21 protein-coding genes are annotated in these 24,514 nt (G+C 53.7%); 8 read left to right on the top strand and 13 right to left on the bottom strand.

Annotated features, from left to right (window positions below):
• Window positions 1-153: 153 nt before the first annotated feature.
• From EBB79_RS11810 to EBB79_RS24665, 5 genes are all read right to left on the bottom strand, one after another.
• Window positions 154-597 (bottom strand): hypothetical protein, encoded by a 444-nt coding sequence (locus EBB79_RS11810; RefSeq protein ID WP_127749080.1) that lies wholly within the window; start codon window positions 595-597, stop codon window positions 154-156.
• A 109-nt stretch (window positions 598-706) separates the two neighbouring features.
• Window positions 707-1,492: a hypothetical protein gene (locus tag EBB79_RS11805; RefSeq protein WP_420850408.1), complete on the bottom strand. Its 786-nt coding sequence runs from the start codon at window positions 1,490-1,492 to the stop codon at window positions 707-709.
• A 967-nt stretch (window positions 1,493-2,459) separates the two neighbouring features.
• Entirely contained in the window at window positions 2,460-2,876 is a 417-nt protein-coding gene (locus tag EBB79_RS24675) for a DUF1214 domain-containing protein (protein ID WP_202977617.1), read from the bottom strand.
• Window positions 2,873-3,082: a hypothetical protein gene (locus tag EBB79_RS24670; RefSeq protein ID WP_202977616.1), complete on the bottom strand. Its 210-nt coding sequence runs from the start codon at window positions 3,080-3,082 to the stop codon at window positions 2,873-2,875. Before EBB79_RS24670 ends, EBB79_RS24675 begins: the two co-directional genes overlap by 4 nt.
• A complete protein-coding gene (locus EBB79_RS24665; RefSeq protein ID WP_202977615.1) occupies window positions 3,025-3,981 on the bottom strand; it encodes a DUF1254 domain-containing protein in 957 nt (318 codons plus the stop codon). Before EBB79_RS24665 ends, EBB79_RS24670 begins: the two co-directional genes overlap by 58 nt.
• Before the next feature lie 456 nt (window positions 3,982-4,437).
• On the opposite strand from EBB79_RS24665, the gene EBB79_RS11795 reads away from it, so the two are divergent.
• Together EBB79_RS11795 and EBB79_RS11790 are read left to right on the top strand one after the other, a co-directional pair.
• Window positions 4,438-4,725, top strand: coding sequence for a hypothetical protein (locus EBB79_RS11795; protein WP_127749078.1), 288 nt, complete (start codon window positions 4,438-4,440; stop codon window positions 4,723-4,725).
• Between the two features lie 685 nt (window positions 4,726-5,410).
• Window positions 5,411-7,678 carry a Hint domain-containing protein gene (locus tag EBB79_RS11790; RefSeq protein WP_127749077.1) on the top strand — a complete coding sequence of 756 codons (2,268 nt, stop codon included), beginning with the start codon at window positions 5,411-5,413 and terminating at the stop codon, window positions 7,676-7,678.
• A 350-nt stretch (window positions 7,679-8,028) separates the two neighbouring features.
• Here EBB79_RS11790 and EBB79_RS11780 read toward each other — a convergent pair whose 3' ends face one another.
• Entirely contained in the window at window positions 8,029-9,468 is a 1,440-nt protein-coding gene (locus tag EBB79_RS11780; protein ID WP_202977614.1) for a tetratricopeptide repeat protein, read from the bottom strand.
• 186 nt (window positions 9,469-9,654) lie between these two features.
• Between EBB79_RS11780 and EBB79_RS11775 the strand changes: the two genes are divergently transcribed.
• Together EBB79_RS11775 and EBB79_RS11770 are read left to right on the top strand one after the other, a co-directional pair.
• Window positions 9,655-10,068 carry an ester cyclase gene (locus EBB79_RS11775; RefSeq protein ID WP_127749074.1) on the top strand — a complete coding sequence of 138 codons (414 nt, stop codon included), beginning with the start codon at window positions 9,655-9,657 and terminating at the stop codon, window positions 10,066-10,068.
• On the top strand, window positions 10,068-11,240 hold the full coding sequence (locus tag EBB79_RS11770) for an MFS transporter (protein WP_127749073.1): 1,173 nt from the start codon (window positions 10,068-10,070) through the stop codon (window positions 11,238-11,240). The genes EBB79_RS11775 and EBB79_RS11770 overlap by 1 nt, the downstream gene beginning before the upstream one ends.
• A 334-nt stretch (window positions 11,241-11,574) precedes the next feature.
• Here EBB79_RS11770 and EBB79_RS11765 read toward each other — a convergent pair whose 3' ends face one another.
• Together EBB79_RS11765 and EBB79_RS11760 are read right to left on the bottom strand one after the other, a co-directional pair.
• A complete protein-coding gene (locus tag EBB79_RS11765; protein WP_127749072.1) occupies window positions 11,575-12,798 on the bottom strand; it encodes a GNAT family N-acetyltransferase in 1,224 nt (407 codons plus the stop codon).
• Complete coding sequence (locus EBB79_RS11760; protein ID WP_127750971.1) at window positions 12,795-13,844, bottom strand: phosphotransferase; 1,050 nt, start codon at window positions 13,842-13,844, stop codon at window positions 12,795-12,797. The genes EBB79_RS11765 and EBB79_RS11760 overlap by 4 nt, the downstream gene beginning before the upstream one ends.
• A 394-nt stretch (window positions 13,845-14,238) precedes the next feature.
• Between EBB79_RS11760 and EBB79_RS11755 the strand changes: the two genes are divergently transcribed.
• Window positions 14,239-15,900, top strand: a complete 1,662-nt coding sequence (locus EBB79_RS11755) for a hypothetical protein (protein WP_127749071.1) — start codon at window positions 14,239-14,241, stop codon at window positions 15,898-15,900.
• 1,011 nt (window positions 15,901-16,911) lie between these two features.
• On the opposite strand, the gene EBB79_RS11745 is transcribed toward EBB79_RS11755, so the two are convergent.
• On the bottom strand, window positions 16,912-17,832 hold the full coding sequence (locus tag EBB79_RS11745) for a LysR family transcriptional regulator (RefSeq protein ID WP_127749070.1): 921 nt from the start codon (window positions 17,830-17,832) through the stop codon (window positions 16,912-16,914).
• A 118-nt stretch (window positions 17,833-17,950) separates the two neighbouring features.
• On the opposite strand from EBB79_RS11745, the gene speB reads away from it, so the two are divergent.
• The 3 genes from speB to lhpI are packed head-to-tail and all read left to right on the top strand — an operon-like array spanning window position 17,951 to window position 20,312.
• Entirely contained in the window at window positions 17,951-19,003 is a 1,053-nt protein-coding gene (speB, locus tag EBB79_RS11740) for an agmatinase (protein WP_127749069.1), read from the top strand.
• Window positions 19,004-19,015: 12 nt separating this feature from the next.
• The gene (locus tag EBB79_RS11735) at window positions 19,016-19,360 is read left to right on the top strand and encodes a RidA family protein (RefSeq protein ID WP_127749068.1); all 345 of its coding nucleotides are present in this window, start codon (window positions 19,016-19,018) and stop codon (window positions 19,358-19,360) included.
• Window position 19,361: 1 nt separating this feature from the next.
• Window positions 19,362-20,312: a bifunctional Delta(1)-pyrroline-2-carboxylate/Delta(1)-piperideine-2-carboxylate reductase gene (lhpI, locus tag EBB79_RS11730; RefSeq protein ID WP_202977613.1), complete on the top strand. Its 951-nt coding sequence runs from the start codon at window positions 19,362-19,364 to the stop codon at window positions 20,310-20,312.
• On the opposite strand, the gene EBB79_RS11725 is transcribed toward lhpI, so the two are convergent.
• Genes EBB79_RS11725 through EBB79_RS11710 form a run of 4 tightly spaced genes read right to left on the bottom strand, consistent with a single transcriptional unit; the run spans window position 20,309 to window position 24,193 of the window.
• On the bottom strand, window positions 20,309-21,367 hold the full coding sequence (locus EBB79_RS11725) for an ABC transporter ATP-binding protein (RefSeq protein ID WP_127749067.1): 1,059 nt from the start codon (window positions 21,365-21,367) through the stop codon (window positions 20,309-20,311). The genes lhpI and EBB79_RS11725 overlap by 4 nt on opposite strands.
• 13 nt (window positions 21,368-21,380) lie before the next feature.
• The gene (locus EBB79_RS11720; protein WP_127749066.1) at window positions 21,381-22,223 is read right to left on the bottom strand and encodes an ABC transporter permease; all 843 of its coding nucleotides are present in this window, start codon (window positions 22,221-22,223) and stop codon (window positions 21,381-21,383) included.
• Window position 22,224: 1 nt separating this feature from the next.
• Complete coding sequence (locus tag EBB79_RS11715; protein WP_238704882.1) at window positions 22,225-23,076, bottom strand: ABC transporter permease; 852 nt, start codon at window positions 23,074-23,076, stop codon at window positions 22,225-22,227.
• Between the two features lie 25 nt (window positions 23,077-23,101).
• Window positions 23,102-24,193 carry an ABC transporter substrate-binding protein gene (locus tag EBB79_RS11710; protein WP_127749065.1) on the bottom strand — a complete coding sequence of 364 codons (1,092 nt, stop codon included), beginning with the start codon at window positions 24,191-24,193 and terminating at the stop codon, window positions 23,102-23,104.
• Window positions 24,194-24,514 lie beyond the last annotated feature (321 nt).

Below are 24,514 nucleotides of genomic sequence, written 5' to 3'. Positions count from 1 at the left end.
CTGCGTCATTGCAACACACAAGCAGACCTTCAATGACTATGCCCCGGCAATCTCCCTTTTCTGATAAGCCACACTGGTAAAATTCACGACAAGGAAGCCGTTTAGGAGAGTTCGCAGGTGTCAGCATGCAATATATCAATATGTGACACAAAATCACGAAATTGATAACGTCTTCACAAGTGATCGATTCACTTTGATCAAAAAATCGTCTGTCAAACTTGGTATGAAATCACCGCGATGATGGAAATGGATGAAATTGGAATTCGTGTTTTCCACACGTAAAATTCCAACTTTGTATAGATCGGCTACAACTTCAGTCCACCTACTGTCAGAAAGCAAGGCTACATCGTCATATTGATCGGCAAGGTCATCTATCCGAAGCTGGAATTCCTGTCGACTGTAGCTATTTCGGCCACCCCGTAAAACGCGATCCATAGCGTCAATTTCATAGGGTTTATATTTGACGCCCAGGCCAGCTTTCGCATCTATTAACATTCGTTCTCCAAGTTTTTTCAAAACGGAAAACGACAACGTCTCATCTCTAAAGCAATCGAAATCTCCATCCATAGATCTAGCAATTTCAAATACTAACGCCATGTCTCTTGGCCGGTACCATGTTAAATTTAGCGTCTTCCGCAAAGATGTTGCTGACGGAAAGTATTTCTTTAGTGCCGTGCGTAGCATCGCGGCCGTAAGATCTGTATCGTCACCTGAAATCTCTGGGTCTTGAGCTGCAAGATGACTTAAGATGATTTTTTTCAAGCGGATGAAACCCGTTAAGTTCAGTCTCAGGCCAACCAATTTCGATCCCACGACCTGTTACAATCCGATAAACCTCTCCCTGAACCACCGAGACCTCAGTTACGACTTCGGAACGTACGGCAGCAATTATTCGAATATTGGTATCGAAGAATCTCTCGTTGAAGTCTTTGACAGCCCTTACAAGTGATGCTACTGCAAGCAATTTCAGCTCTTCCTCATCGTCGTTTGATTGGTAGACTTCAAGTTCATCAACAAACATAAAAACGGGTTGTGTTTCGAGAGACACTGCATCTAGCGCGTTTTCTGCATCCTCAATGAGTCTATCAAAGTCTTGTATATCAGTGGCTTCGACCACCCCATCCACTTCAATTGATGGATTTGCTCCAACTTTCCCTCTGAAACCTTTTACCGCTGGGTATTTTTTCCTGACAAACTTAGCTTTCGAAGCTAATTTCAGGGTTTCAACGGCTTTATAAAAGATCTGCACAGGACCTTCAGTTAGTTTAGCCCTTTTAAGCAATTTTGATGTCTCCGACAGGAGGAATGTCCGCCGATAAACAGGTAATTCATCTTCATTTTTAAATTTTGGATCATCGTACAATACGTCACCAGACGACAAATCCTTTAGGAGTGCTGCCTTAAATTGTTCAAGCTCAGAGGGTCGAAATCCGCTTTGAAAATAGTAGAACCCCGTAATGGCATTCAATTCCGCCTCTGACTTTATTTGAATAAATTGTAATAGGGCTGTTTTATCCGATCCTTTTGTTCCTGATACAAAGAATTTTTTCCAATAAAAAAGTCATCAAGTTTAAAACCACGTGGTGTCACAAAAGATCTCAAAAAATCCTATCGTTGGTTTACGCTCCGCAAATTCAGGTTCCGTGCATCTTCCGCGCCCAACTCAAACTCATGAATCTTCATTCTAAGTCACCCTCAATAATTATTTTTGTAAGATCAATCATAAGCATACCCCTACTTTTGATGACTTGAAAATGCCAGAGCCATGTGGCTTTTTCAGCTCAATTGCTGTCGGACAAGTAGACGGCACCTACGTCATCTCTCGGACTGCCCAGCCAAGCCTGCCCCTCAACATCAAAGAGGGCGCTGCTTGAGCCAAATATTAGCAAGATCATCGTCGAAACATACGAAAACGTACGTTAAGTCTTCTGAGATGCTTCCTGCCAACAGGCAGTATTTACACCGCCGTGAGGTGCCGACTGGTGGCAAAAGGCGGATAGGACTTCAATATTGCTACGTGAATGCACCACTGTCCGCTTCGGGGAATCTGCAATGCAGCGCCACCCAGCAATGTGAAGGGCGGGTTGGGCCGTTCGCGCGACTTTGCAAAGGTCGCTATCTGCGCATTGCCGACCTTGGTGCCAGACACGTCTAACGGCCGGTTCCAGCCCTTGTAAGACCTTGGTGCAGGGCAGCGTCCGACACGAAGAGTGTGACGCGGTCATGCACTGCATTTCGCGCCAAAGTTTGCTACGCTTACGGACAGGACAGTGGCCAAAGCCACGGTCGAGTTATCCAATGTCTTTTCATCAGAGATTTTGGCTAAGCCAATCTACCGAAACATCAGTCAATGAAGTTGGCTTAGCAGCGTTCTGGGAAACTCCGGGTCAGGTCGTCAACTACGGCAATCATACCAGTATTGCAGAGTTTGTAAGTCCGGACCCGGAACAGTTGCCTGACTATTTCACGAGTTCAAATTCACCTGGTTTCCAGGTTTTTTCGAACCATGGCTCCAGTGGGCCATAGACGCGCAGTAGAGTGAACCAACCCTTGCCGGGTACAGTCTGGGTCCAGTTTGCCTCCTTGCCTGCCGGGGCTTCTGGCCCGAAATACAGATCGACAGACCCGTCGGCGTTGGTGTCAAACCCGCCACGTGCGCTGTTCTTGCTGGGGTAAAGTTGATCTGTCTGAAGCTCGGACCGGGTTTGCGGATCGTAGATCACAATCGACCAGAAATTCTTGACCGGCGCATCCGCTGGGATGGTCATCTTATAATTATTGCCCCCATCCAGGAAGTCACCATTGCCGTCACGCTCGGCATAGGCATAGTTCGACCCGACGCCGGGGATTTGCAGCGCCATCGCCGGGGTGTTCACCGTTGCCTGATAAAGAACAACGTGCGAGCATCCAGATTGCGCCCGCCCATGCCATCATCCAGCAACCAGCGATAATCCCGCCCGATGAATGCGGTCTTCCACTGGCTACCCTCATAAAGATAAGCATTCGGATCGCGGGTGTCGAAAGTTATCGCGCGGGCGGTGGCGTTGCCGACCTTGATGGCGTCCTGCAGAATGGCCTCCATCCGTGCGTCCGGTGCAAAAGGTTTGCCTTTATGATGCCGATGGACGCGAATAACCCGCGCAGTTCCGGATCGAGAAAGTCCACCGGTTCGCGGTCGATCACCGTGTGAAGCTCTTCGTAGAACTCATATGTATTGGCGTGGATGGTGTTGAAAACCTTCGTGGAGCCGCTGATGAACTCCATTTCCGGCGGATTGTCGGCCTGTGACAACGGATAGATTTTCAGGCCATCAGTGAACATCTTGTTGGCGGCATCCGGCTTGCCGTCCTTGATCAGCCCGCGCAGGATTACCCAGTTGGCATAGCTGGGCGAGGTAGAAACGAAATAGCCTTCCGGCACATCCCCGTCATAGCCCGGCGGCAAGATCAAATACTTGCCACCCTTTCCCTTGTCCGGCCCCGGTCCGCCCATGTCGACAACGAAACGGAAATAAGCATCATTTACCGTGCCAGGCCCCATACCCGAAGGGATTTCCATCACGGTTGGCCCGTCGCGCTTCAGATCAAGGAAGGAACTGACATAGACTGTTCCGGTGTTTCCAGTGAGGAACAGCGGGTTGGCGTCCATGAAGTTATCCATGATGATCGCCTGATGCGCCTGCGTCACGCCCATCTCGACGTTCCCAAGGCGGATCGCCTCGACTGATGCCGCAGGGATGCCGTTCAAAAAAGTTTCAACACCGCGCATGAAATCAAGGTTGTCATAGACCAGCCGTGAAGTTTCCTCAGTCGGCATTCCATCGTTGAATCTCATAGTCCCCAGCCGGGTTTCCACCTCGTTAGGGGTCATGATGTTCTCGGGAATTTTGTTGTTGAAGCCCGGAGTCGGTTCTTCGGCTGCAACACCGACGGCGGTCAGCGAGGCCGAAATCACCCAGCCAAAAAATATTCCAAATCTCATACGAAAATCCCTTTCCAGCATTCAATAATAGATGGCTACTGAGATGGTATAGTAAAATAAGGTGCCTTTCTACGTTAGTTGAAAACCTGGTGTTGTCTCTCTCCCGTTTGCTTGTCAGGTCCTGTGCGGGTTGTCGTATGCTCCAGGGAGCCCAAACCTGTCATTCGCCATGACGGGTCTAATGGTAGGTTCCGGGCCGTTCATGCACTCTCATGGCACATGAGGCATCGACTTTGCAAAGGTCGCTAACTGCGCAGAGCTGACGTTGATGATGATCGCGGCAAAGGTCGGTTTGCCGGTATATTGAAGAGTTTGAGTATGGCGCATCAATTTGCTGAAAATCAGTTTGATACTGAACCAACGTAACCGTTGTAGTTGAGAAACAAACGTTCAGGTAAGGAACCTTGCACGCCCTGTCTTTGTTCTTCATATGTTCTCGAGCGATATGAGGACAACATGCCTGACTGGCCCCACACAATCCCCTATGATTTACGCGAAACCCTAGAGGCGGCGGATCATGAAGCCTGGCGTCCTGCCTTCCAAAGTTGGGCCAAATCTCATGGACTGCGGTTCAAGCTTCATTGGGAGGCTGACCTGATGCGCCGGGTAGGGGAGCTAGACCAGTGGCGTTGGACACCTGGTATTCAGGATCGTTGGGCCGCTATCCGCGAGTGGCTGGTGGCGCATGACGTGCCGGTGTCGGATCGATTGCCTATGCGGCCAGAGACAAACAGCCGCCGTTAGGTGGTTTCCCCCATTTCGCATTTGTTCGGGTTATGTCTGGGGGAACAATATTGGCTAACTTATTGTAACGTTTGAATGTCGGATGAATTCAAAATCCCCCGCCTTAACGGGCGTGCCGGTTCGAGTCCGGCCTTGGGTGCCAATACTATCAAGGGCTTGCGTGAGATTTCTCATGCAGCCCTTGACCGCAAACCCAAGATGTTCCCCCACTAGTTTCCCCACAGCGAACCACGCTTCTTCAGGGCTCGATTGTAATCTGACCAGGTCTTGTTGGATTTTGGTGCACAGCTGCTCATGACAGTCAACTATCACGCTGGATTCACAACATGAATCCCCTCAACCTATTTCTGCAACAAAGCCGCGCCATTTGTATAAGTGGATTGACTGGGACCCAGAACAACTACCAACTGCAAGAATGCACATCCTACTTGGGGAACGTCGGGAAAAACACGACGATGAGTTTCGAAACAAAATTATTGATGAGTGTTTATTGCTGAATTCACAGGCACTTTACGGATGTTTGGACTTCACTCTGCTCAATTTTAATCAAATCTACTCTGTCTAATCCATTAAATCGAAACAAATTGACTTTACCCTGACCTGCAGAACTTAGGTGATGACCCTAAAATTTGAATGAAATCAACTGCCTCTCAGAGGTTCGTGAGAATTTAGTGGAGAGAAAGTTATGCCAACAGGCTACCTCGTCACGCTTGGTGATGGCAGTTTGGACCCCGGTGATGCGATCAGCGGTGGCGCAATTTCATTTACCGCTGATGGTGGCTTTCCCTCGGGACTTGGTGCGGGCCAATGGACCTGGAGTGGAGAAGCAGGGGGCTCGGCTTATACCAATGAGGTTGAGCCCGGCCAATACTGGTTGGCCGACGATGGCAATGTCTATTTTGTCCCAAAACTTGGATCCGTAGATTTCGTCACAACCGCCTCAACAACTACTGCCCCCACTTATTCTGCCTCCGGCGACGGGATTGTTACGGGCACCTCGGGCGATGATGTCATCGTTGGCGGATATACCGACAGCGACGGCGATGCGGTCGATGGTGGCGACGGTACGGGGGCTTTGGGTCATGAAGACGTGGTCAGTGCTGGAATGGGCAATGACAGTATTGAGGCCGGGTTGGAGAACGATACCGTTTATGGCGGCAGCGGTGACGACACAATTGACGGTGGGTCAGGGAATGACGTTCTTTATGGCGATACTGATCCAAACGAGGCGGTGGCTGCGCCGATATCGATCAACACGTCGAACTACACAGACACTTCCACCGGTTTCACAGTCACCGCGCAAAATGTTGTTGGTGGGACGTTAACCAGCGCAAGTGTTTCAAACATTGGCACGTTTTCCGGATCCTTCGGGGCCAATGGGTCAGTCTCAGATACCGATAGCGGCGTTAACCAGCAGATTGGATATGATCTGGCGTCGGGGCTGAGCGAAACTTTGATCGTCGATATCGATGCCCCAATTGACGAGCTAACGTTTACCACCCTCAGCTTGCTAACTGACGCTTTTGGTGAGGTGGGTCATTACGCGATCTACAGTGGTGGTACACTGGTTTATGAAACTGACTTTACCGATTCTACAGGGACCGGCAACGACACAATCACCGTCTCTGGGCATGGTGATTTTGATCACATCGTGTTTACAGCCCAGATCCAGACCGATCTGACCGACGGCTCGGACTATGGCATATCTGATATTACCTTCACCCCCAGTCTTCCTGACCCCGCTCCCGGAGATGACAGCATTGATGGCGGCGACGGAAATGACCTGATATACGGAGAAGCAGGAGCGGACACGTTGACTGGTGGCGCTGGCAACGACACGTTGGTTGGTGGCATTGGCAATGACACGCTTTCCGGTGGGACCGGTGATGATGAGATAACAACCGGTTCTGGTGATGATCTCGTCGTCATCGAACAGTTTGGCGCAAACGATACAGTCTATGATTTCGATATCAGTGATACTGATGCGGATGGTAATTCCAACGACCAACTGGATGTATCCGACCTTCGCGACTTGAATGGAAACCCGGTTAATACCTGGGATGTGGTCGTCACTGACGATGGGTCTGGCAACGCTTTACTCACATTCCCCGAGGGGGAGACACTAACGTTTCAGGGTATTTCCCCTGCTCAAATGACAAGTCAACAGATGACGGCGTCGGGAATACCCTGCTATGCTCCCGCGACGTTGATTGACACGCCCAATGGCCCTCGCGCTGTAGAAACCTTGAAGCCCGGCGATCTGGTAGAGACGTTGGATCACGGCCCTCAACCTATCCGTTGGACCCGCAGCAGCGAGTATCCTTTGGAGGACGCGAAGGCCGATGACACACCGGTTCTGATCAAGGCAGGTGCTTTTGGGGCCAGTTTGCCTGCTCGTGATCTGATCGTGTCGCCGCAGCACCGCATCTTTGTGGGCGGAGCTGGGCAATTGCAGGAAGAATTCACCGCCGAGGCACTTGCGCCCGCAAAATCGCTGACCGCTCTGCCGGGCATCCGCCACATGAAGGGTAAGACCAAGATCAGATGGATCCATTTCGCGTGTGACCGGCATGAGGTCGTCACTGCCAATGGTTGTTTGTCGGAATCACTCCTGATTGGGTCGGAGGTCATGAAGGGTCTTACAACCCTGGAACGACAGGCACTGACCGATATCTTTGGAGCAACTCCGACGCATGACACAGTTTTGAACGGCCCAGCGGCCCGAGAATGCTTAAAGGTCGGTCAGGTTCGACGTCGGCTTGCTAAAAGTTTCAAAGAGATTGGACCACTGGTGGCAAAAGAAATCAGGGAATGGGATGTGGACCTTGCAACAGAGAGGTGGTCGCGGGAATTCGGACCCGTAGTTAAGCTGGATCAACTTGTGAAAGAGATGATCCCAAATGACGAAGAGAAAGAACCACTCAGCAGGCTTCAATGCCAGGGTTTCGGTTGAGGCGATCCGTGAAGACATGACGGTGGCAGGGCTTGGAAGGAAATACGGCGTCCATCTGTTACCGGTAGGTTTTCGCAAACAAACACCGAGAGGCGACCCAGATCATTACTTGGGAACGTTCAGCGATCAGCAATATGGCCTCGACATTTTCCAAGCGGGGGCATGAGGCCGCGCGAACCAATGAAGTTGAGATCGACAGGCTGCATTCCAGGATCATTAAGTTGGTAGTGGAGCGCGTTTTTTGAAACGCGCCTGAGTGTACGTCGGCAGAGTTTTTGGGTTCAAATGCCGCTTAATCGAACAGAGATTTCGGCGCAATTGCACTAATGACAGCTGTCTCAAATTTACTATCAATCGGAAAAACCAGCCTTGTGTAAACAGTTGCGCAGATTTTTCATTTTTGTTGGGTCCTTCAAGGGAACACGATCAAGGTCGCGCATACAGATATCAGGCAGCACGTCCCGGCAGGCCTGGACAGCATCTGCTGCCAGTTTGGGCTGATCCAGCTCCATCCGGCTGGCGACAAGGACGAAATGCGCGAAATACCAACGTGGCATGCGGTGGATTGCGCGCTCGGCCCATTTGATCGCGACCTCGTATCGTCCGGCCAAATAATGCGCCAAAGCAAGACCGGAAAACCGGAAGAAAATGCTGGGGTCCAGAGGATTGGAGCGGATTGCGATTTCCTGATTTGCAATTGCGTCGTCAGAGCGTCCCAAAATACCCAGCAAGGTGCCAAGACTGCCATAGGCCAACGAGCAATTCGGGTTCAGGGCAACGGCGCGCTCCAAAGCCGCGAGGGATTCGTCGAATTTGTGCAGACCCCAACAGCTGATTCCTAACGCCCAATGTGCATATTCGTTGCGGTCGTCTAATTGCGTAGCGCGCCGCGCCAGCGCATATGCCGTTTCCATTGGCGGTCGGGTTTCTTTTACAAAACCCATTATGGCGATGTGGTGGTTGATCAGCGAGAGGATCATATTTGCCTCGGCGCTTTCGGGGTCCAGAGCCAAAGCGCGCTCCAGCAGGGTCTTTGCATGGGCATAGCTTTCGGGGTTGAAATCGTAGAGCAGATGCCAGGACCGCATCGTCAGTTCCCAGACGGTCAGATCGGGATGGGACGCCCGCTCGACCGGCTCTTGGAGGGTACTTAGATGCACTGTGGTCTGGATCGAGGCCACCACATTGCGCGTGATCTCATCTTGCAGATCGAACACGTCCTCAAGTTGGCCGTCATAGCGTTCAGACCAAACATGGCCACCAGTCAACCCGTCAATCAGCTGCGCCGTGACACGCACCCGGTCGCCTGAGCGTCTGACACTGCCTTCCAGCACAAACCTGACGCCCAGTTCCTCGGCCACGCGCCGGACATCGACGTTGGTTCCTTTGTAGGTGAAGGTCGTGTTGCGCGCGATAATGAACAGCCAGGGCGAGCGCGACAGGGCCGTGATGATGTCGTCGCTGATCCCGTCCGAGAAATATTCTTGTTCGGAATCCCCCGACATGTTTTCAAAGGCCAGGACGGCAATGGATGGTTTCTCGGGCCGCGGAGGGAATTCGACAATAGCATTAATGGTCAAATCGGCCAATGGCGGTGCAACTGGCATCAACGTATCGCGCAATTCCAGCTTCGAGGACACGCCCAGTTTACGATAGATCGTTGCCAGATGCGTGCGCACGGTGGACGGAGCAATGCACAACGTGTCGGCAATCTTTTGATAGGTCGCTCCGCCTGCGTAGGATTGCGCTATCTGCAATTCCCTAGGGCTAAGTTCAACCTGGTCTGACACGTTTAATGCTCCGCTGAAATATCCTTGGCTTTCAGTGTGGATACTAGAGGCGCAACAAGCAATCCCGCAGATGCTGTAACTGAATACTGCACTCGGGGCGCCGAATTTACCGCATCTGTACGATACACGAATACTGGACTGCTGACTTAAGCTGGCTCTCATTAAATCAACCTGGAGGATGCCAAGATGTCACAATATCAAACCGCGCAGGCCTTTTTCGAGGCCTGTGAAACCGGCAAAGGCTGGGACAGTTGCAAATCATGGTGCCACGAAGGCGCTACCTTTTCCTGCCAGGCGGATGCCTTGGCCGATACGATAACACTGGCCGCCTATGCCGATTGGATGAAGGGACTTTTGACACCGGTCCCGGATGGCCGTTACAAGCTTACTGCTTTTGCAGCTGACGAGGCGCGCGGAACCGTTGTCGTGGCAGCCGAGTTTCACGGCACACAGACAGGCGAGGGCGGTCCGGTTCCGCCGACGGGCAAAGCAGTCATTTCGGATTACGCCTATGTCATGCAGTTCGACGGTGACAAGATCACGCATATGACCAAGTTCTGGAATGACGTGCACGCCCTTCGTGCGCTTGGCTGGTCCTGATGCGCTGGCGCATTTTGGGATTGCTGTTTCTGGCCCGCATCGGACTTGGGTTTCAGTTTCAGACAGTGGCTTCCGTGGGCGATGACCTGGTTGTCGCCTTCGGGCTTGATTACGCGGGAATCGGTTTTTTGATCGGTCTTTTCATGGCTCCCGGTTTGTTTTTAGCCATCCCTGCCGGGTATTGGGGGCGCTTTGTCTCAGATCGTATTATGGTTGTGATTGGATTGGGTGCACTGGCGTTGGGCGGGGTCGCATCTTCGCTGGCGGCTGAGAGCTGGGCAATTGGAATGGGCCGCATTATTGCAGGTGCCGGTTTTTTGTTCACGACACTCTATTTCACCAAGATGATCGCCGATTGGTTCGAAGGGCGCGAAATCGCGACCGCGATGAGCGTGTTGGTCATGAGCTGGCCTTTTGGGATCGCCATGGGCCAAGTCGGTCACGCGTGGCTTGCACAGGTCTACGGTTGGCAGGTTCCGTTTCAGGTGGCATCTATCTATTGCCTACTTGCTGCACTGGCGGTTTTCTTGCTGTACCGCGCACCGCATGATTTACCACCTGCAAAAACCGGTTCAGGGGCCGCGCTTACAGGCCAGGAATGGCGTTTGGTCCTGTGTGCAGCCGCGGCTTGGGCTGTGTTTAACGCGGCCTATGTCACCTATCTTTCGTTCGGGCCAAAGGTGCTTGAAGACCTTGGCCAAACAGCCATTGCGGCAGCTGGCATTATCAGCATTGGCAGTTGGGTTATGATCTTGTCCGGCGCATTATGCGGGCAGATTGTGGATCGTTTCGGCGGGCGAAATGCTGTTTTGACCGTTTGTATTGGTGGCGCAATCGTATCACTTTTGCTGCTTAGTGAGCCAGGCGCAGGCTTTGGTGCAAGCTTGCTGTTTGGTTTGATTGGCATGGCACCGGCTGGGGTGATCATGGCAATGTCTGGACAAGCCTTACGGCCTCAGGTTCGGGCCTTTGGCATGGGTATCTTCTTCACCGTTTACTATGCGATCATGTTGGTTACACCTCCGGCAGCTGGTGCAATCTTGGATGCCACAGGCAGCGCGCATGGCTCTATATTGCTTGCCATCATCTTATTCGCCTCAGTGATTCCGCTTGCGATGATGTTCCACCATTTCAAAACCGCGCCTAATGTGGGCTTTGAAAAGAAAGTCTGATCATCGATATTCGGAAAAACGGCTTTCACCAAGGACATCACTACTACCGATGAGCTGGGCAAGGCGGACCGTCCGGGATCCGGGCGATCACACAGATCACTCGGTTGTTGGCAAGGAGAAGGGTTAAATTTGAACCCACGGCGCAGCGCAACCTTTCGGTTCTTTGTCCTCCGAGTAAACGGGGAATCCGTTCTTCACAGTTCCAATCGAGGTGAAAAAATAGCCCAACAGGCTCAATTTCACATTCATTAATTTGGTAGCCCTTGTTCCAGGTTACCAAGCGATTGGGCCTGGAGGTCCAGACATCAGGCTAGCTGGATCGCCGCTTTTAGGTCTACGTGAATAACTGCGACAACTGGCGACAGGCGCGCTCTGCCTGATCCGTCTTGCCCGCCTTAATCAGCTTCTCAATCCGTTTCAGGGCAACACCCGTACTGATGGAATCAAATACTTTTTCTGGATCCCCGGTTGGTCGAGTGACTGAGAAATACTGCACCGTGGTTTTTTCGGCGCCATAGCTAAACTTATACTCTTCGTCACCATGCCCGAAGTCATAGTACTGACATCCAAGCATGATCGCACATTCAATGCTGTGGAAATGCAGAGCCGCGCCGATAAAGGCCTCTTCAGCTGTTGAATCCCGCCCGGCGATAATGAAATGCATCGACCCGTTCTTTGGATCCATCACATGCCCCAATGCCGCCAAGGGCGTATCACCTCGCCACAATACCGGTAAGAATAGCGCCTCCGTTTTGAGTGCGGCTTCTAAAACTTTTTCGAAATTGGAAGCAACCTTCAGTGACTTTGAGCCTCCCTTTGTTGGGGCCCATTTGTGTTTCCAGAACCCCATCAAAGTTGCGATATCTTTTTCGAAGCTGTCAGCATCACAATGGGTGAAATGATAGTTACCGTCGGCAAAATATTTGCGTTGAAAACGGCGGTAGCGTTGTCGCGTGTTGCTGCTCACGCTGGTTTGCAGATAGGTTTCAAAGTCGTCAGGCAACGAAACATGAGGGCAAACAAGGTTGTTCGTCTCGCCCTTATTGATGCGATACTCTTTCCACGAGACCTTGTAGCCAAATTGCTCAAAGGACGCGCAAAACAACTCAGCACGCCGTGTCTGCGCTACATATCGCAGCGACAGCTTCGCCCAAGGCATCGCGCGCAGGGACAGTGCCAATGCCTCCATCACTGCGACCTCTTTGTCAGGATCACAAAGGAACCCGGTGTATTCGCTAAAGAGCAACCGTCCGCCAGCCTCAATCTCGGTCTGGAATTCGTTGCGGGTCGTACTCCAATGTACGCCGTATTTGAGCGGAAGCAGGCCGACGATTACATCCTCGCCATCTGGCGCATACACGGCAAGAACACTCCACCGATAAGGATTGTCCCGAAACGCCTGAGCAAGCCAATCCCAAGACAAGAAGAAGGTTGCTTCCGGATCGCGATCTTCGAGTGTCTTCCAGGCGGCTTCGATTGCCTGAAATCCAGCGAATGTGTCGACAGTTTCCACACGCAATCGACTTTGGGCACGTCTGTTGGGGGCTTCACTATTCATGCGGGTATTTTCATCCCTTCGACATTACCATTTCCATTGCGCAAGACTTCCTGAAAGACCTTTTCTGCGTTTTCGAAGTCACGGCCAATTGGGGCCGTCAATGGATCCCGCGCTGCAAAATAGGCGCCCACCCGGCAGATTTGGGCTGCAAATTCCGGATGGACACCCGCATCATCATATTTTCGCACACGGGTTTTGGACAACCAGCCACGGTTGTGCACCTCTTTTATGATCAATTTGAACCGCTGCACACAGTGGAGGGTCAAGTAGATTGCCAAATAGTCCAGATAAGGGTCCAGCTTGTGTGCGCCGTTTGGATCAAACGCGGCAATCACGATCTGTTCCATCGTTTCCGGGCTCATCGGCCAGGCTTCATCTCCCAATAGCCAAGCCACATCTTCGGCCCCATGCCGCACGCCGCAGTATTCAAAATCGAACCAACGCAGACGGTTATCATCCCCAATCGCAGCATTACCTGATCTGCAATCCCACTTCACAAACTGGCTGGCAGGGCAGGCAATCCGAGCAGCCAGCGCGGCACTGTCCACGTCGATGGATCGCCCCGCTGAATATGGCTCCAGAGCGGAAACCGCTTTGACCAGGTTTTCAATCCACTCGGTATTTGCGCCCAGATGCGGCATTGTAGTGTTCAACCCAGCCTGTTGGGCCGCTGACTGGATTCTAAAAATGGCAGCAATCGCTTCGTGAGACACATCCGCGCGTCGGCTGCGGTTCAACTTCACGATCTCTTGGTTTAGGCGTTTTCCACCCACGTCCGATTGGAACATGATCTCACCCACAACGCCCAGGCATTCGGGAATGTCGCTGCAGAATTGGTTGATTTTGGTCAGCGCAAAGGCTTCTAGATGGGTGCGTCTGAAGTTTGGCCTCAGCGTTGCAATGACAGATCGGCTTTCCAGTTGAAACCGCCAACTGGCACGGCCTTCTCCTCCGGGCGCTGACGTTGTAACAACCTTTTCCCCAAAATGCGCTTCAGCGCCTTCAACGAGCTTCGCCAGACGCTTTCGATTGCTACTGCTACCCATCATATATCCTCGATTACACACGGTTTTCGGACCGCTTTGCAACCCAAGTGGCGCAGGCCGTCCGTGGCCTCAGTGTTCAGGATACTCTTATATTATGGCCGAATTTAGAAACTGACTAGGCGCTGCCCGAATCGACGCGTTCAATTGCGTCAATAATATGACCTGGTGGAAAGAGATTGATCTCAGGATGCGTTAAATTGATGGGAAACCAATATATTGTTTCCAAATGGGCGGGCTCCAGAGACTAGATTGGTCACAATTTGTTAATAATTTGGCAGAAATGAGAAACTTACTTAGCGTCAAAAGCCAAGCTGCAAACGTCTGAACCTGCGCGAGAAGGCACGTTCAAAAGCTTTGGCGCAGCCATTTTTGGGCTCTAGGAAAGGACTTAGTCATGTCGACGTTAGAAAACTATCCAGGTATCAGCGATCAATCAGGTTCTGGCTCGGGGACGACCGGTGGGTCAGGTCACGAGACTGCTAGCGCCACTAAAGCCTATCATAATGGCGGCGTCGAAGGTGAGTCATTTGCCAATTGGTATGACGCGAACCTCGCAGATGGAATCAATGAAATTCAGAATGAAGATCAGGGCACAGGCGGTTCTGGCTCTGGCGGCACCGGAGGGTCCGGTTCTGGCGGCACCAGAGGGTCTGGCTCTGGCGGCACCAAGGGTTCCGGCTCGGGTGGCACCAGAGGATCCGGTTCTGGCGGCACCAAAGGGTCCGGCTCGGGTGGCACCAGAGGGTCCGGTTCCGGCGGCACCAGAGGGTCCGGTTCTGGTGGAACTAAGGGGTCCGGCTCTGGCGGCACCAGAGGGTCCGGTTCTGGCGGCACCAAAGGGTCCGGCTCTGGCGGCACCAGAGGGTCCGGCTCGGGTGGCACCAGAGGATCCGGTTCTGGCGGCACCAAGGGTTCCGGCTCGGGTGGCACCGGAGGATCCGGTTCTGGCGGCACCGGAGGGTCCGGCTCGGGTGGCACCGGAGGGTCTGGCTCTGGCGGCACCAAGGGGTCCGGCTCGGGTGGCACCGGAGGGTCCGGTTCTGGCGGCACCAAGGGTTCCGGTTCTGGCGGCACCGGAGGGTCCGGTTCTGGCGGCACCAAGGGTTCCGGCTCGGGTGGAACCAGAGGGTCCGGTTCTGGCGGCACCAGAGGGTCCGGTTCCGGCGGCACCGGAGGGTCCGGTTCTGGCGGCACCGGAGGGTCCGGTTCTGGTGGAACCAGAGGGTCCGGCTCGGGTGGAACCAGAGGGTCCGGTTCTGGCGGCACCAGAGGGTCCGGTTCCGGCGGCACCGGAGGGTCCGGTTCTGGTGGAACCAAGGGGTCCGGCTCTGGCGGCACCGGAGGGTCCGGTTCTGGCGGCACCAAGGGTTCCGGCTCGGGTGGAACAAGAGGGTCCGGTTCTGGCGGCACCAGAGGGTCCGGTTCTGGTGGAACCAAAGGGTCCGGCTCGGGTGGCACCGGAGGGTCCGGTTCCGGCGGCACTAGAGGCTCCGGTTCTGGCGGTACCAAGGGTTCCGGTTCTGGCGGCACCAGAGGGTCTGGTTCTGGCGGTACCAAGGGTTCCGGTTCTGGCGGCACCGGAGGGTCTGGCTCTGGCGGCACCAATGGGTCCGGCTCTGGCGGCACCGGAGGGTCCGGTTCTGGCGGCACCAAAGGGTCCGGCTCGGGTGGAACCGGAGGATCCGGTTCTGGTGGAACCAAGGGGTCCGGCTCTGGCGGCACCGGAGGGTCCGGTTCTGGTGGCACCGGAGGGTCCGGTTCGGGTGGAACCAAGGGGTCCGGCTCGGGTGGCACCGGAGGGTCCGGTTCGGGTGGAACCAAAGGGTCCGGCTCGGGCGGCACAACCGGTGGGTATAGCCAATGGAGCGGGGAGAACGCCTCTACCGCGGCCAGTTCACTGCCTGTGTTCTCAACCCATCCTGAGGATATGGAGGAGCAAGAAGATGCCTCAGACAATGATATTATGTCGCTCTTGACCAAAGACATCGAAGGCAGCGGTGAAGACGACACCTGGGGCAGCGCCACAGCTGGTGGATCCGGCATCGATCTGTTCTGATCCGCTCTGAACAATCAACAACCTGGCGCGACATATGCGCCAGGTTGTTGGTAACTTAATCTACCGTCTTCGCCGTTTGGCACTATGATTGTTGTACGGGCGGAATTGGCCCAATGACGTTTGCGGCCTGGAACTAGAAGGTCGCCATTTTTATCCTGCGCCAACTATTCTGAGTGGTGAATTTTTATTTATACCAAGACTTTAGGAAGGTTATATGATCTATTTCTTACGCTGGAATTAGAAAGCGATTTTAGGGGGGAACTGTGATTTCATGCTTTCACCCAATTGCTGACAATCGAACGACACCCAGAAAATCCGAATGAGCGAATTCAGCAATCAATGCTGCAGTCGCAGAAGTTTGTCAGTATGGGCGAGGAGGAACCATTGGCTACGACCAGCACCAACGCCCGCCGTGCGGAAAAAGTATGAATTTGCTGCACGTGTACGGGTACCAATGGCTGCTTATTGGGCATCGTGGAACAGGGCGCGTGTGGTCTGATAGCCCGGAAAAACTAGGTTATGGAACAGTACACAGTTACAGACACCGGTTTCAGTTTACATGTTGAGAATTAAGACGGGTGGCAGTTGGTCTTTCATTCCAGGGCCGGGGTCGGCGTTTACCGTCAATTCGACTTTAGGCAGCGACCAAAGCCACACGGCAATTCAAACGACCTATGGCACTATTACGTGCTTTGTGCGCGGGACGTTGATCTAAACAGACCATGGTCCTATCCCTGAAAAAAAGTTGGTTGAGTATTTTTACCTCCTCATTGATTGCCACAAAGTGGTTTTTTCGAATGCCTTCCTGCGGCGCGAGGCCGTTAGGTGTTCAAATACTGTAAGCTTCCCGGAGCCCGATAAACTGGCTGTGCAGTTGGTGATGGCTATCGTCGCGATATCGCCTCACGCAAGCGTGCTTAATCACGCGTTTCATAGGCTCGACTTAACCATTGATCCAAGGGTGTTTTGAATTGTCCAGGTGATGCTAAGTGTCTTATTGGGACCGAAATTTTAAGCTTTCAGCCGCAAAAGATCGAGGAAATCTTGCAAGATCATCGATTGGTTTCGATCCGATCGCCAAACAGCGCAGATCGGCGTCGAATACCCAAATACATCTGGTAGAATTTCATAAAATTCATCGCGGATCAGAGCCTGACAATGAGACGGAAAATACCCCAAATAGACCCCACTGCGTACCAGTGAAAGCACCGCTTCTGTCTGATAAACTGTACTGCCAACAGGGAAAGCCTGCTTTCTTTGGCGCAGGCGTTCGCCCTCAAAGTATGCGCGATGCACCAGTTTGTGTGAACACACGTCCTTGCTCGTTAGTTCGACACCATTGCGGACATCATCTACCAAAGGGTGATTGCCGCCGCAAAAGAGCCCAACTTGTTCATCATATAGTGTCACATAATTCAGGCTGGGGTGACGCTGATAGTCAGGGACAATGCCGACGTGTAATTTGCCGTCAATCACGCCGCGCTCAACCTCGTTGGGCGATCCGGTCATCATGTTAATAGACACATCCGGGGCTATGACCTGAAACTTGCGAATAGCAGGAATAAGCGGGTTTTTCGCATCCGTCATCGTAAAATCGATCATGCCGATTTCAATCTTGCCGACCATCTTTTTGCTGATACTGGCGATACGGGACGTAAAATCATCGGTTTGCTTGAGGAAATGATCGATGAAATCATAGGCCTGCTGGCCTTGTTGAGTCAGATAAAACCCGCTGCGCCCACGGTGGCACAGGCGCATTCCGAGCCTGATTTCAAGGTCGGAAATCTGCCGCGAAATGGTGGATCGGCCCACGCCAAGTTCGGTCTGTGCGGCTGAAAGCCCACCACATTCGATTACGGTCTTGAAGACACGCATCAGACGCAAATCCACATCGTTAACAGTGCCAGAAAAAGCCTTTTTGCGGCGAGACATATGTGCAGATCCATTTCACGGGAAAGTTGCGTTATAATGAAACAAAACTTCCAAATGTTCAAATTTATTGCGCATGGCAAATCACGCTACGTAGGCGCGAAAACTGAAGGGAATGCACATGGCTTGGTCGGCAGAAAAACTCGCGCGCTTACAGCAAACATTTAGCAACGCGACAGGGGGGGATTTGCAGGATCCCAAAGGTCAACGGATCGCCGAGAAGATTTTCTCCGAGGGTGGGCGTCGCCCCGCGCCCTATGCAGGGATGCCAACCTTACTGGATGCGCCACATATCGCCTTCGCGGACGGTGAGGATATTTCCAGGCTGGATGTAGCGCTTTATGGCGTGCCGATGGACCTTGGCGTAACCAATCGAAACGGGTCACGGTTTGGCCCGCGTGCACTGCGCAGCATTGAACGGGTCGGCCCCTATAACGACGCGCTTGAGTGCGCCCCCATCCATGAAATGCTGGTGGCTGACATTGGCGATGTTCCGATGCAAAGCAGGTTCGACTTGACGCAAAGCCATGCGGATATCCAAGATTTCGTGTCCAAAATCATAGCCAAGGATGTGATTCCGCTGGGGGTTGGTGGGGATCATTCGATCAGTCATCCAATTCTGAAAGCGGTGGCTAAAAATGGTCCTGTCGGAATGATTCACATCGATGCTCATTGCGATACGGGCGGGTCCTATGAGGGAGAGAAATTTCACCACGGTGGGCCATTTCGCAATGCGGTGCTCGACGGGTTGCTGGACCCTGAACGTACAATCCAGATTGGCATCAGGGGGGCTGCGAAATACATCTGGGAATTTTCTGAGATGTCGGGGATGACTGTGGTCGAGGCCGCCAGTATCACCGATGCGAACCTGCCGCATATTATCGCCAAAGCGCGCGATGTTATCGGTGATGGCCCAACCTATTTTTCCTTCGATATCGACAGCCTCGACCCGGCCTATGCCCCCGGAACCGGCACCCCAGAGGTCGGCGGCCTGACCACGCGCGAGGCGCTCAAACTGATCCGAGGCATGAAAGGTGCGAACCTTGTGGGTGGAGATGTTGTTGAAGTCGCCCCCGCCTATGACCCCACAACCAACACGGCCCAGAATGGCGCGCAGATGCTGTTTGAGATCCTGAGCCTGATGCAATTCTCTCCTTCAAGAACTTCGAATTAAGGACACGACCCTATGACACTTCACCGTAGCGAAATTGGCCCCCGTATGAGCCAAGCGGTCATTCATGGCGACACAATCTATTTGGCCGGACAGGTCGGCAAAGGCGCTGATGTCACGGCGCAAACTAAAGATATGTTGGCCGAAGTTGACCGTTTGCTTGCAGAGGCGGGTAGCAGCAAATCCAACATCCTGTCCGCGACAGTATGGCTTGCAGATATGGCGGGTATCTCGGATATGAACAGGGTGTGGGATGCTTGGATTGACCCGGAGAACCCACCCGCGCGGGCCTGCGTCGAAGCACGATTGGCGACGCCCGACTATCTGGTTGAAGTCATGATCACCGCTGCAAGAGGTTGATATGTTGCGGGTTTTGAATGCAGGCGAAACACGGGAAGGGCTACAGTGGCCCCGACTTATCGACGGGCTGGACGCGATGTTTAAGTCGGGCTGCGTTATGCCCCTGCGCCACCACTACGAGATTGAGGTTCCGACTGAGAACAGCGGCACCTTATTGCTGATGCCGGCCTGGACTCCTGGCGCCTATATCGGTGTCAAAATGGTGACCGTTATCCCCGGAAACTCAGCGCGATCATTGCCTGCAATTTCAGGCGCATATCTGCTGTCATCCGGTGCGACGGGGGCTTTGCTGGCCGTGATTGATGGCGCTGAATTGACGGCACGGCGAACCGCCGCAGCATCGGCGCTTGCCGCGCGATATCTGGCGCGGTCGGATGCCAGCCGCTTGTTGGTTGTCGGGGCTGGCAAGCTGGCATTGAATGTGATCGAGGCGCACACCGCCGTCCGCCCGATCACGTCCATTGGGATTTGGGCGCGTCGTATCGAACAGGCCGAAGAGGTGACGCAGGCCGCGCGCGCATTGGGGTATAATGCCCATGCCGTCGACAATCTGGAACAGGCTGTGCCAAAGGCCGACATCATCAGTTGCTGTACGCTTTCACGTTCACCACTGGTCAAAGGTGCATGGGTGCGGGCGGGGACGCATATTGATCTGATCGGGGCCTTCAAGCCCGACATGCGCGAGACAGACAGCGCAGCGATTGCAAAGGCGTCGGTGTTTGCAGACACTCGGGATGGCGTTTTGTCCGAAGGCGGCGACATCGTTCAGGCCATCAACGACAGCGCGATTGCCGCCACGGACATCCAGGCGGATTTATTCGATTTGGCTCGTGGCGATCACGCAGGGCGTGAAACTGACGATGAAATTACAGTGTTCAAATCTGTTGGGGCTGCATTGGAAGATTTGGCTGCGGCGATCCTCACCTATGAGGCCGCCGCACCAACGATCTAGGCCGCTTTGAACAGCGAAACCTGCGCAGGGTCGAATGTCAGGGCCACTTGTGAGCCCACATCCAGGCCCTGCGCATCTGCATTGGAACGGCGTACGCGCAGGTCTTTGCCTTGAATTGTCACCACAAATTCCGTTGCAGGGCCAAGATCGCGCATAAAGGAAACTGCACCAATGGGGGCCGCTGTTCCAGCCGCAGCAGCAGGGGCTAGTCCCAGGTGTTCAGCGCGCACAGCCGCGAGCATTAGATCCCCATCCATATGGGGCGCCGGGGTTGAGACTGCGGTGCCAAACAGATCAACAGTGCCACCTTTGATCGCACCCACATCGATCAGGTTCGCCGCCCCAAGGAAATCCGCTACGAAACTGTCGGCAGGCTGGTTATACACCTGTGACGGCGCTGCTGATTGGCGGACTGCCCCGTCTTTGAGAACCACCAGTTCATCTGCCAGCATCATCGCTTCGTGTTGGTCATGAGTGACCAGAACGGTGGTGACGCCGAATTTCTGCTGCAACTGGCGCAGCTCAATTTGCATATTGTCCCGCAGCTTTGCATCCAGGGCTGACAGTGGTTCATCCAACAAGAACAGTGGGGGTTGAATCGCCAAAGCCCGCGCAATGGCGACCCGCTGGCGTTGCCCACCAGACAGCGCCGACACAGGGCGATCGGCAATATGGGGTAGTTGGATGACCTCCAACAGCTCTTCGATACGATCACGCTGTGCCGCGCCTTTGACGCCGCGCAGTTTTAGCCCGTAGCCGATATTGCGGGCCACGCTCATGTGCGGGAACAGGGCCAGCGATTGAAACACCATGCCAAAACCACGCTTGTGGGGTGGCTGTTGCGAGATGTCCTGCCCGTCAAGGATCAGGCGGCCCTTGGTCGCTGTCTCGAATCCTGCGATGATGCGCAGCAGCGTGGTCTTGCCGCAGCCCGATGGCCCCAGCAGGCACACGAATGACCCGCGTTCAATTCTCAGATCAACGTCGCGCAGCGCGTCGACAGTGTTGAATTTCTTGGATATGTTTTCGATATGGAGGTGAGTGTCAGACGACATGTCCTTGACCTTTCTAAAAGAGACTTGCGCGACCGGCGATCAGCTTGTCCACAAGCACGATCAGCACCACGTCGGCGACAATAATAAACACGGAAAGCGCCAGCGTAGACGGGTCCAGCGATGACACCGTGCGGCTATACATCCAGATGGGAAGCGTGCTGACGTCAACGGTGTACATGAAGAACGTGATGGTGAATTCGTTGAAGCTGATGATCAGTGCAAAGATAAGGCCGGCAAGAATGCCTGCCTTCATCATTGGAATGACAACATCCCAGATTGCCCGCAGCGGTGATGCGCCCAGTGATACGGCGGCTTCTTCAACTTCGATGCTGATTCCGCTCATTGCGCTCAGGCAATTGCGCAGCACGAACGGCAGGACCAAGGCGACATGGGGGATCACGATACGCCATATTCCGATATCCAGCCGCAGGCTTTCCGCGATTAACAAGAATGCGATCCCAAGGATCACCAGCGGAAAGACCAGAGGCAGTGTGAAAAGCAGTTCCATCCCGCCACGAATGCGGGTGTCCCCCCGCGCCAAGGCATAGGCCAACGGGATACATACCCCCGCTGAAATAATCATCACGACAATCGCGACCAACAGGCTTGTCAGCGTCGAATCCACAACCGATTGGGCGCTGTTTGCATCTTCAGTGGTGAACATGGCGATGACTTCGCCGTACCAGCGCAAAGACAACGCCTCGGGGGGGAAACCTGTGTTGTCGGTTGCCGAAAACGACATGATTGTCACGACGATCACAGGCAAAGATGAGATCAGGATGCCGCAGATCGCCAGCAATATGATTACAAACCGATAGGTGCTGCCCCCTTCAGAAGGCAGAAGATCAACGCGCATATCAGTGCTCCACTTTCTCAGATGTCATCCGCGCCAACCATGCTGAAAACAGCAGCACGATCAGGGTTACAAAGATCAGGATCATGCCAGCCGCCGCAGCGCCCGACCAATTAAACAGGGGCGAAATCATATCGCGTATCGCTATACCCATCATCTGCACACGGCGACCGCCGAGCAGCAAAGGAATGGCAAAGGCGCTGGCGTTAAAGGCAAACACGATAGATGCCGCTCCGAACAATCCCGGGCGCAGCAGTGGCACGGTGACATCAAAGAACGTACGCCAATGCGACGCACCAAGCGAACTTGCCGCCTCCAGGTGTTCGCGTGAAATGCCACGCACGGAACTGACAATGGGGAAGACCGCCAAGGGCAGGGAGGTTTGCACCAGCCCCAATAGAACACCGGTTTCATTGAACAGCAAGAAGATCGGGCGCTCGATTATCCCAAGGCTGCGAAGGGTCGAATTTAATACCCCGCTTGGCCCCAACAACAATATCCAACCGTAGGCTTGCACCAGAAGGTTCAGGATCAACGGCAGCAAGATCACGATCGTCAGGCTACGCCGCGCAAAGGGGCTGCGCAGGTTTGTAAGTAGAAACGCCAGTGGCACTGCCATCACCATGGCAAGCAGGGTGGCAATAAAGGCGAGCCGCAGCGTCAGCCAGACAGACCGGCCAAAATACGGCGTCATCAAATCCAGGTAGGGCTGGATTGAAAAACCTTCGATGCGCGATTGCTCTCCCGAAATCGAGAAACGGAAGATGTAAAAACACGCCCCCAGAAAAGGGAGAATGGCGATTAGCGCTGGCAAAGAAAATGCCAGCGCCTTTGATCGGGTCAATTGAATGCTCACTTAGCAACGTCCTGTCTTTGGCAGCTCACGCCAAGGTTTGGGTATAGCGGGTGATCCAGTCTTCACGCACATCGGCGACGAAGGCCTTGTTGTGCACGACCGCAGCATCGCCCATTTGTTCCGGCTTGATGATAAACGGGCTCGCCTTGGCGTCGTCCGACATCACAGCATTTTGGTTGATTGGACCGTTCAACACTGCTTCGGCCATTTTGCCCTGCACGTTTGCATCCAAGGTGTAGTCGATGAATGCGTGGACAACGTCGTCATCGCCCGGTTTAGCCTTTGGAACGATTGTGTACATCAGGTCGGCAAAGAAGCCTTCGTCGATGTCATAGGTCGCGCCCATGTTTGAATTGGCAGGGTCCTTCAGCTCATCCGCGTAGAAAGCAGGTGCGTAAACGCCGCCGATATCCAGGGCGTCCGAGCGGAACAATTCGGAAATTTGCGCAGGGTTTTCGCCGAAGGTCAGAATGCTATCACGCAACTCTGCCAGCTTGGCAAAGGCTTCGTCAGCGTTGGTGCCATCGCCACCCAGCATTTTGCCAGTTGCAAAGATCGTATCCAGCGCATCCGTCCAGGTGGAGGGCGGCAGGAACAGGCGGTTCTGGCGGGATGCGTCCCACATTTCGGCGTAGGATTTTGGCGGCTCGGCAAAGGTCTTGGTATTGTAGATCAGGCCACCCGTCCAAAGCAGGTAGCCGATGCCGTGGCCGTCCGCACCTGTACGGAAACGTGGATCGACCTGCTCGAGGTTTGGCAATCTGTTCAGATCCGGTTGCGCCAACAGCCCGTCACCGGCCAATTCAACCGCGCCAACCCCCGCAAGCGTGATCACATCGTATTGTGGGCGATCCCCGGCAGCGCGCAATTTGGCGACCATTTCAGACGTAGAACCCGTGCGATCCGCGATGACGCGTGCGCCGGTGGCCTCCTCAAACGGCTTGGCGATGTGGTCCAAAATGGCGAGGCCGGTGTTGTCGGACCAGGTGAGAAGGCGCAGCTCCTTGCCAGCCAGCGGCTGCTGGCCTGCGGCACGCACGATTGCAGGCATGGCCAAGGCACCCGCTGTGGCTGCCGAAGACGCCAAAAGGTGGCGGCGTGTAATTTTGTAGTTCATGATGTACCCCAGTCAGAAGACAGCCCCAATTGCAGAGCTCAGTTTTTGATTGGGTTAACATCGCGGACAGGCCTTGATTTTAAATACCATTGAACCCAAGAAATGTTTCACAAAAATGCAACATTCACCCTGATACTGTACATTCTTGCTACTTTACGGCGGGTATTCTCGGATGCTCTTTTCTCTCATCCACCAACGTTCTAAAACGTAGCAAACCAAAAGAACGCTCTTTGTCAGTCAAGCAAACATTTTCGCACTGAAAACACTGCTCGATTGAGACAGTCAGCTTCGTGGTCAAATGACGGATGCAGCACACGGAAT

The organism is Parasedimentitalea marina, assembly GCF_004006175.1.
GTDB lineage: Bacteria > Pseudomonadota > Alphaproteobacteria > Rhodobacterales > Rhodobacteraceae > Parasedimentitalea > Parasedimentitalea marina.
The sequence above is the reverse complement of the archived record's forward strand: the minus strand, read 5'-3'. Positions and strand labels throughout refer to the sequence as shown.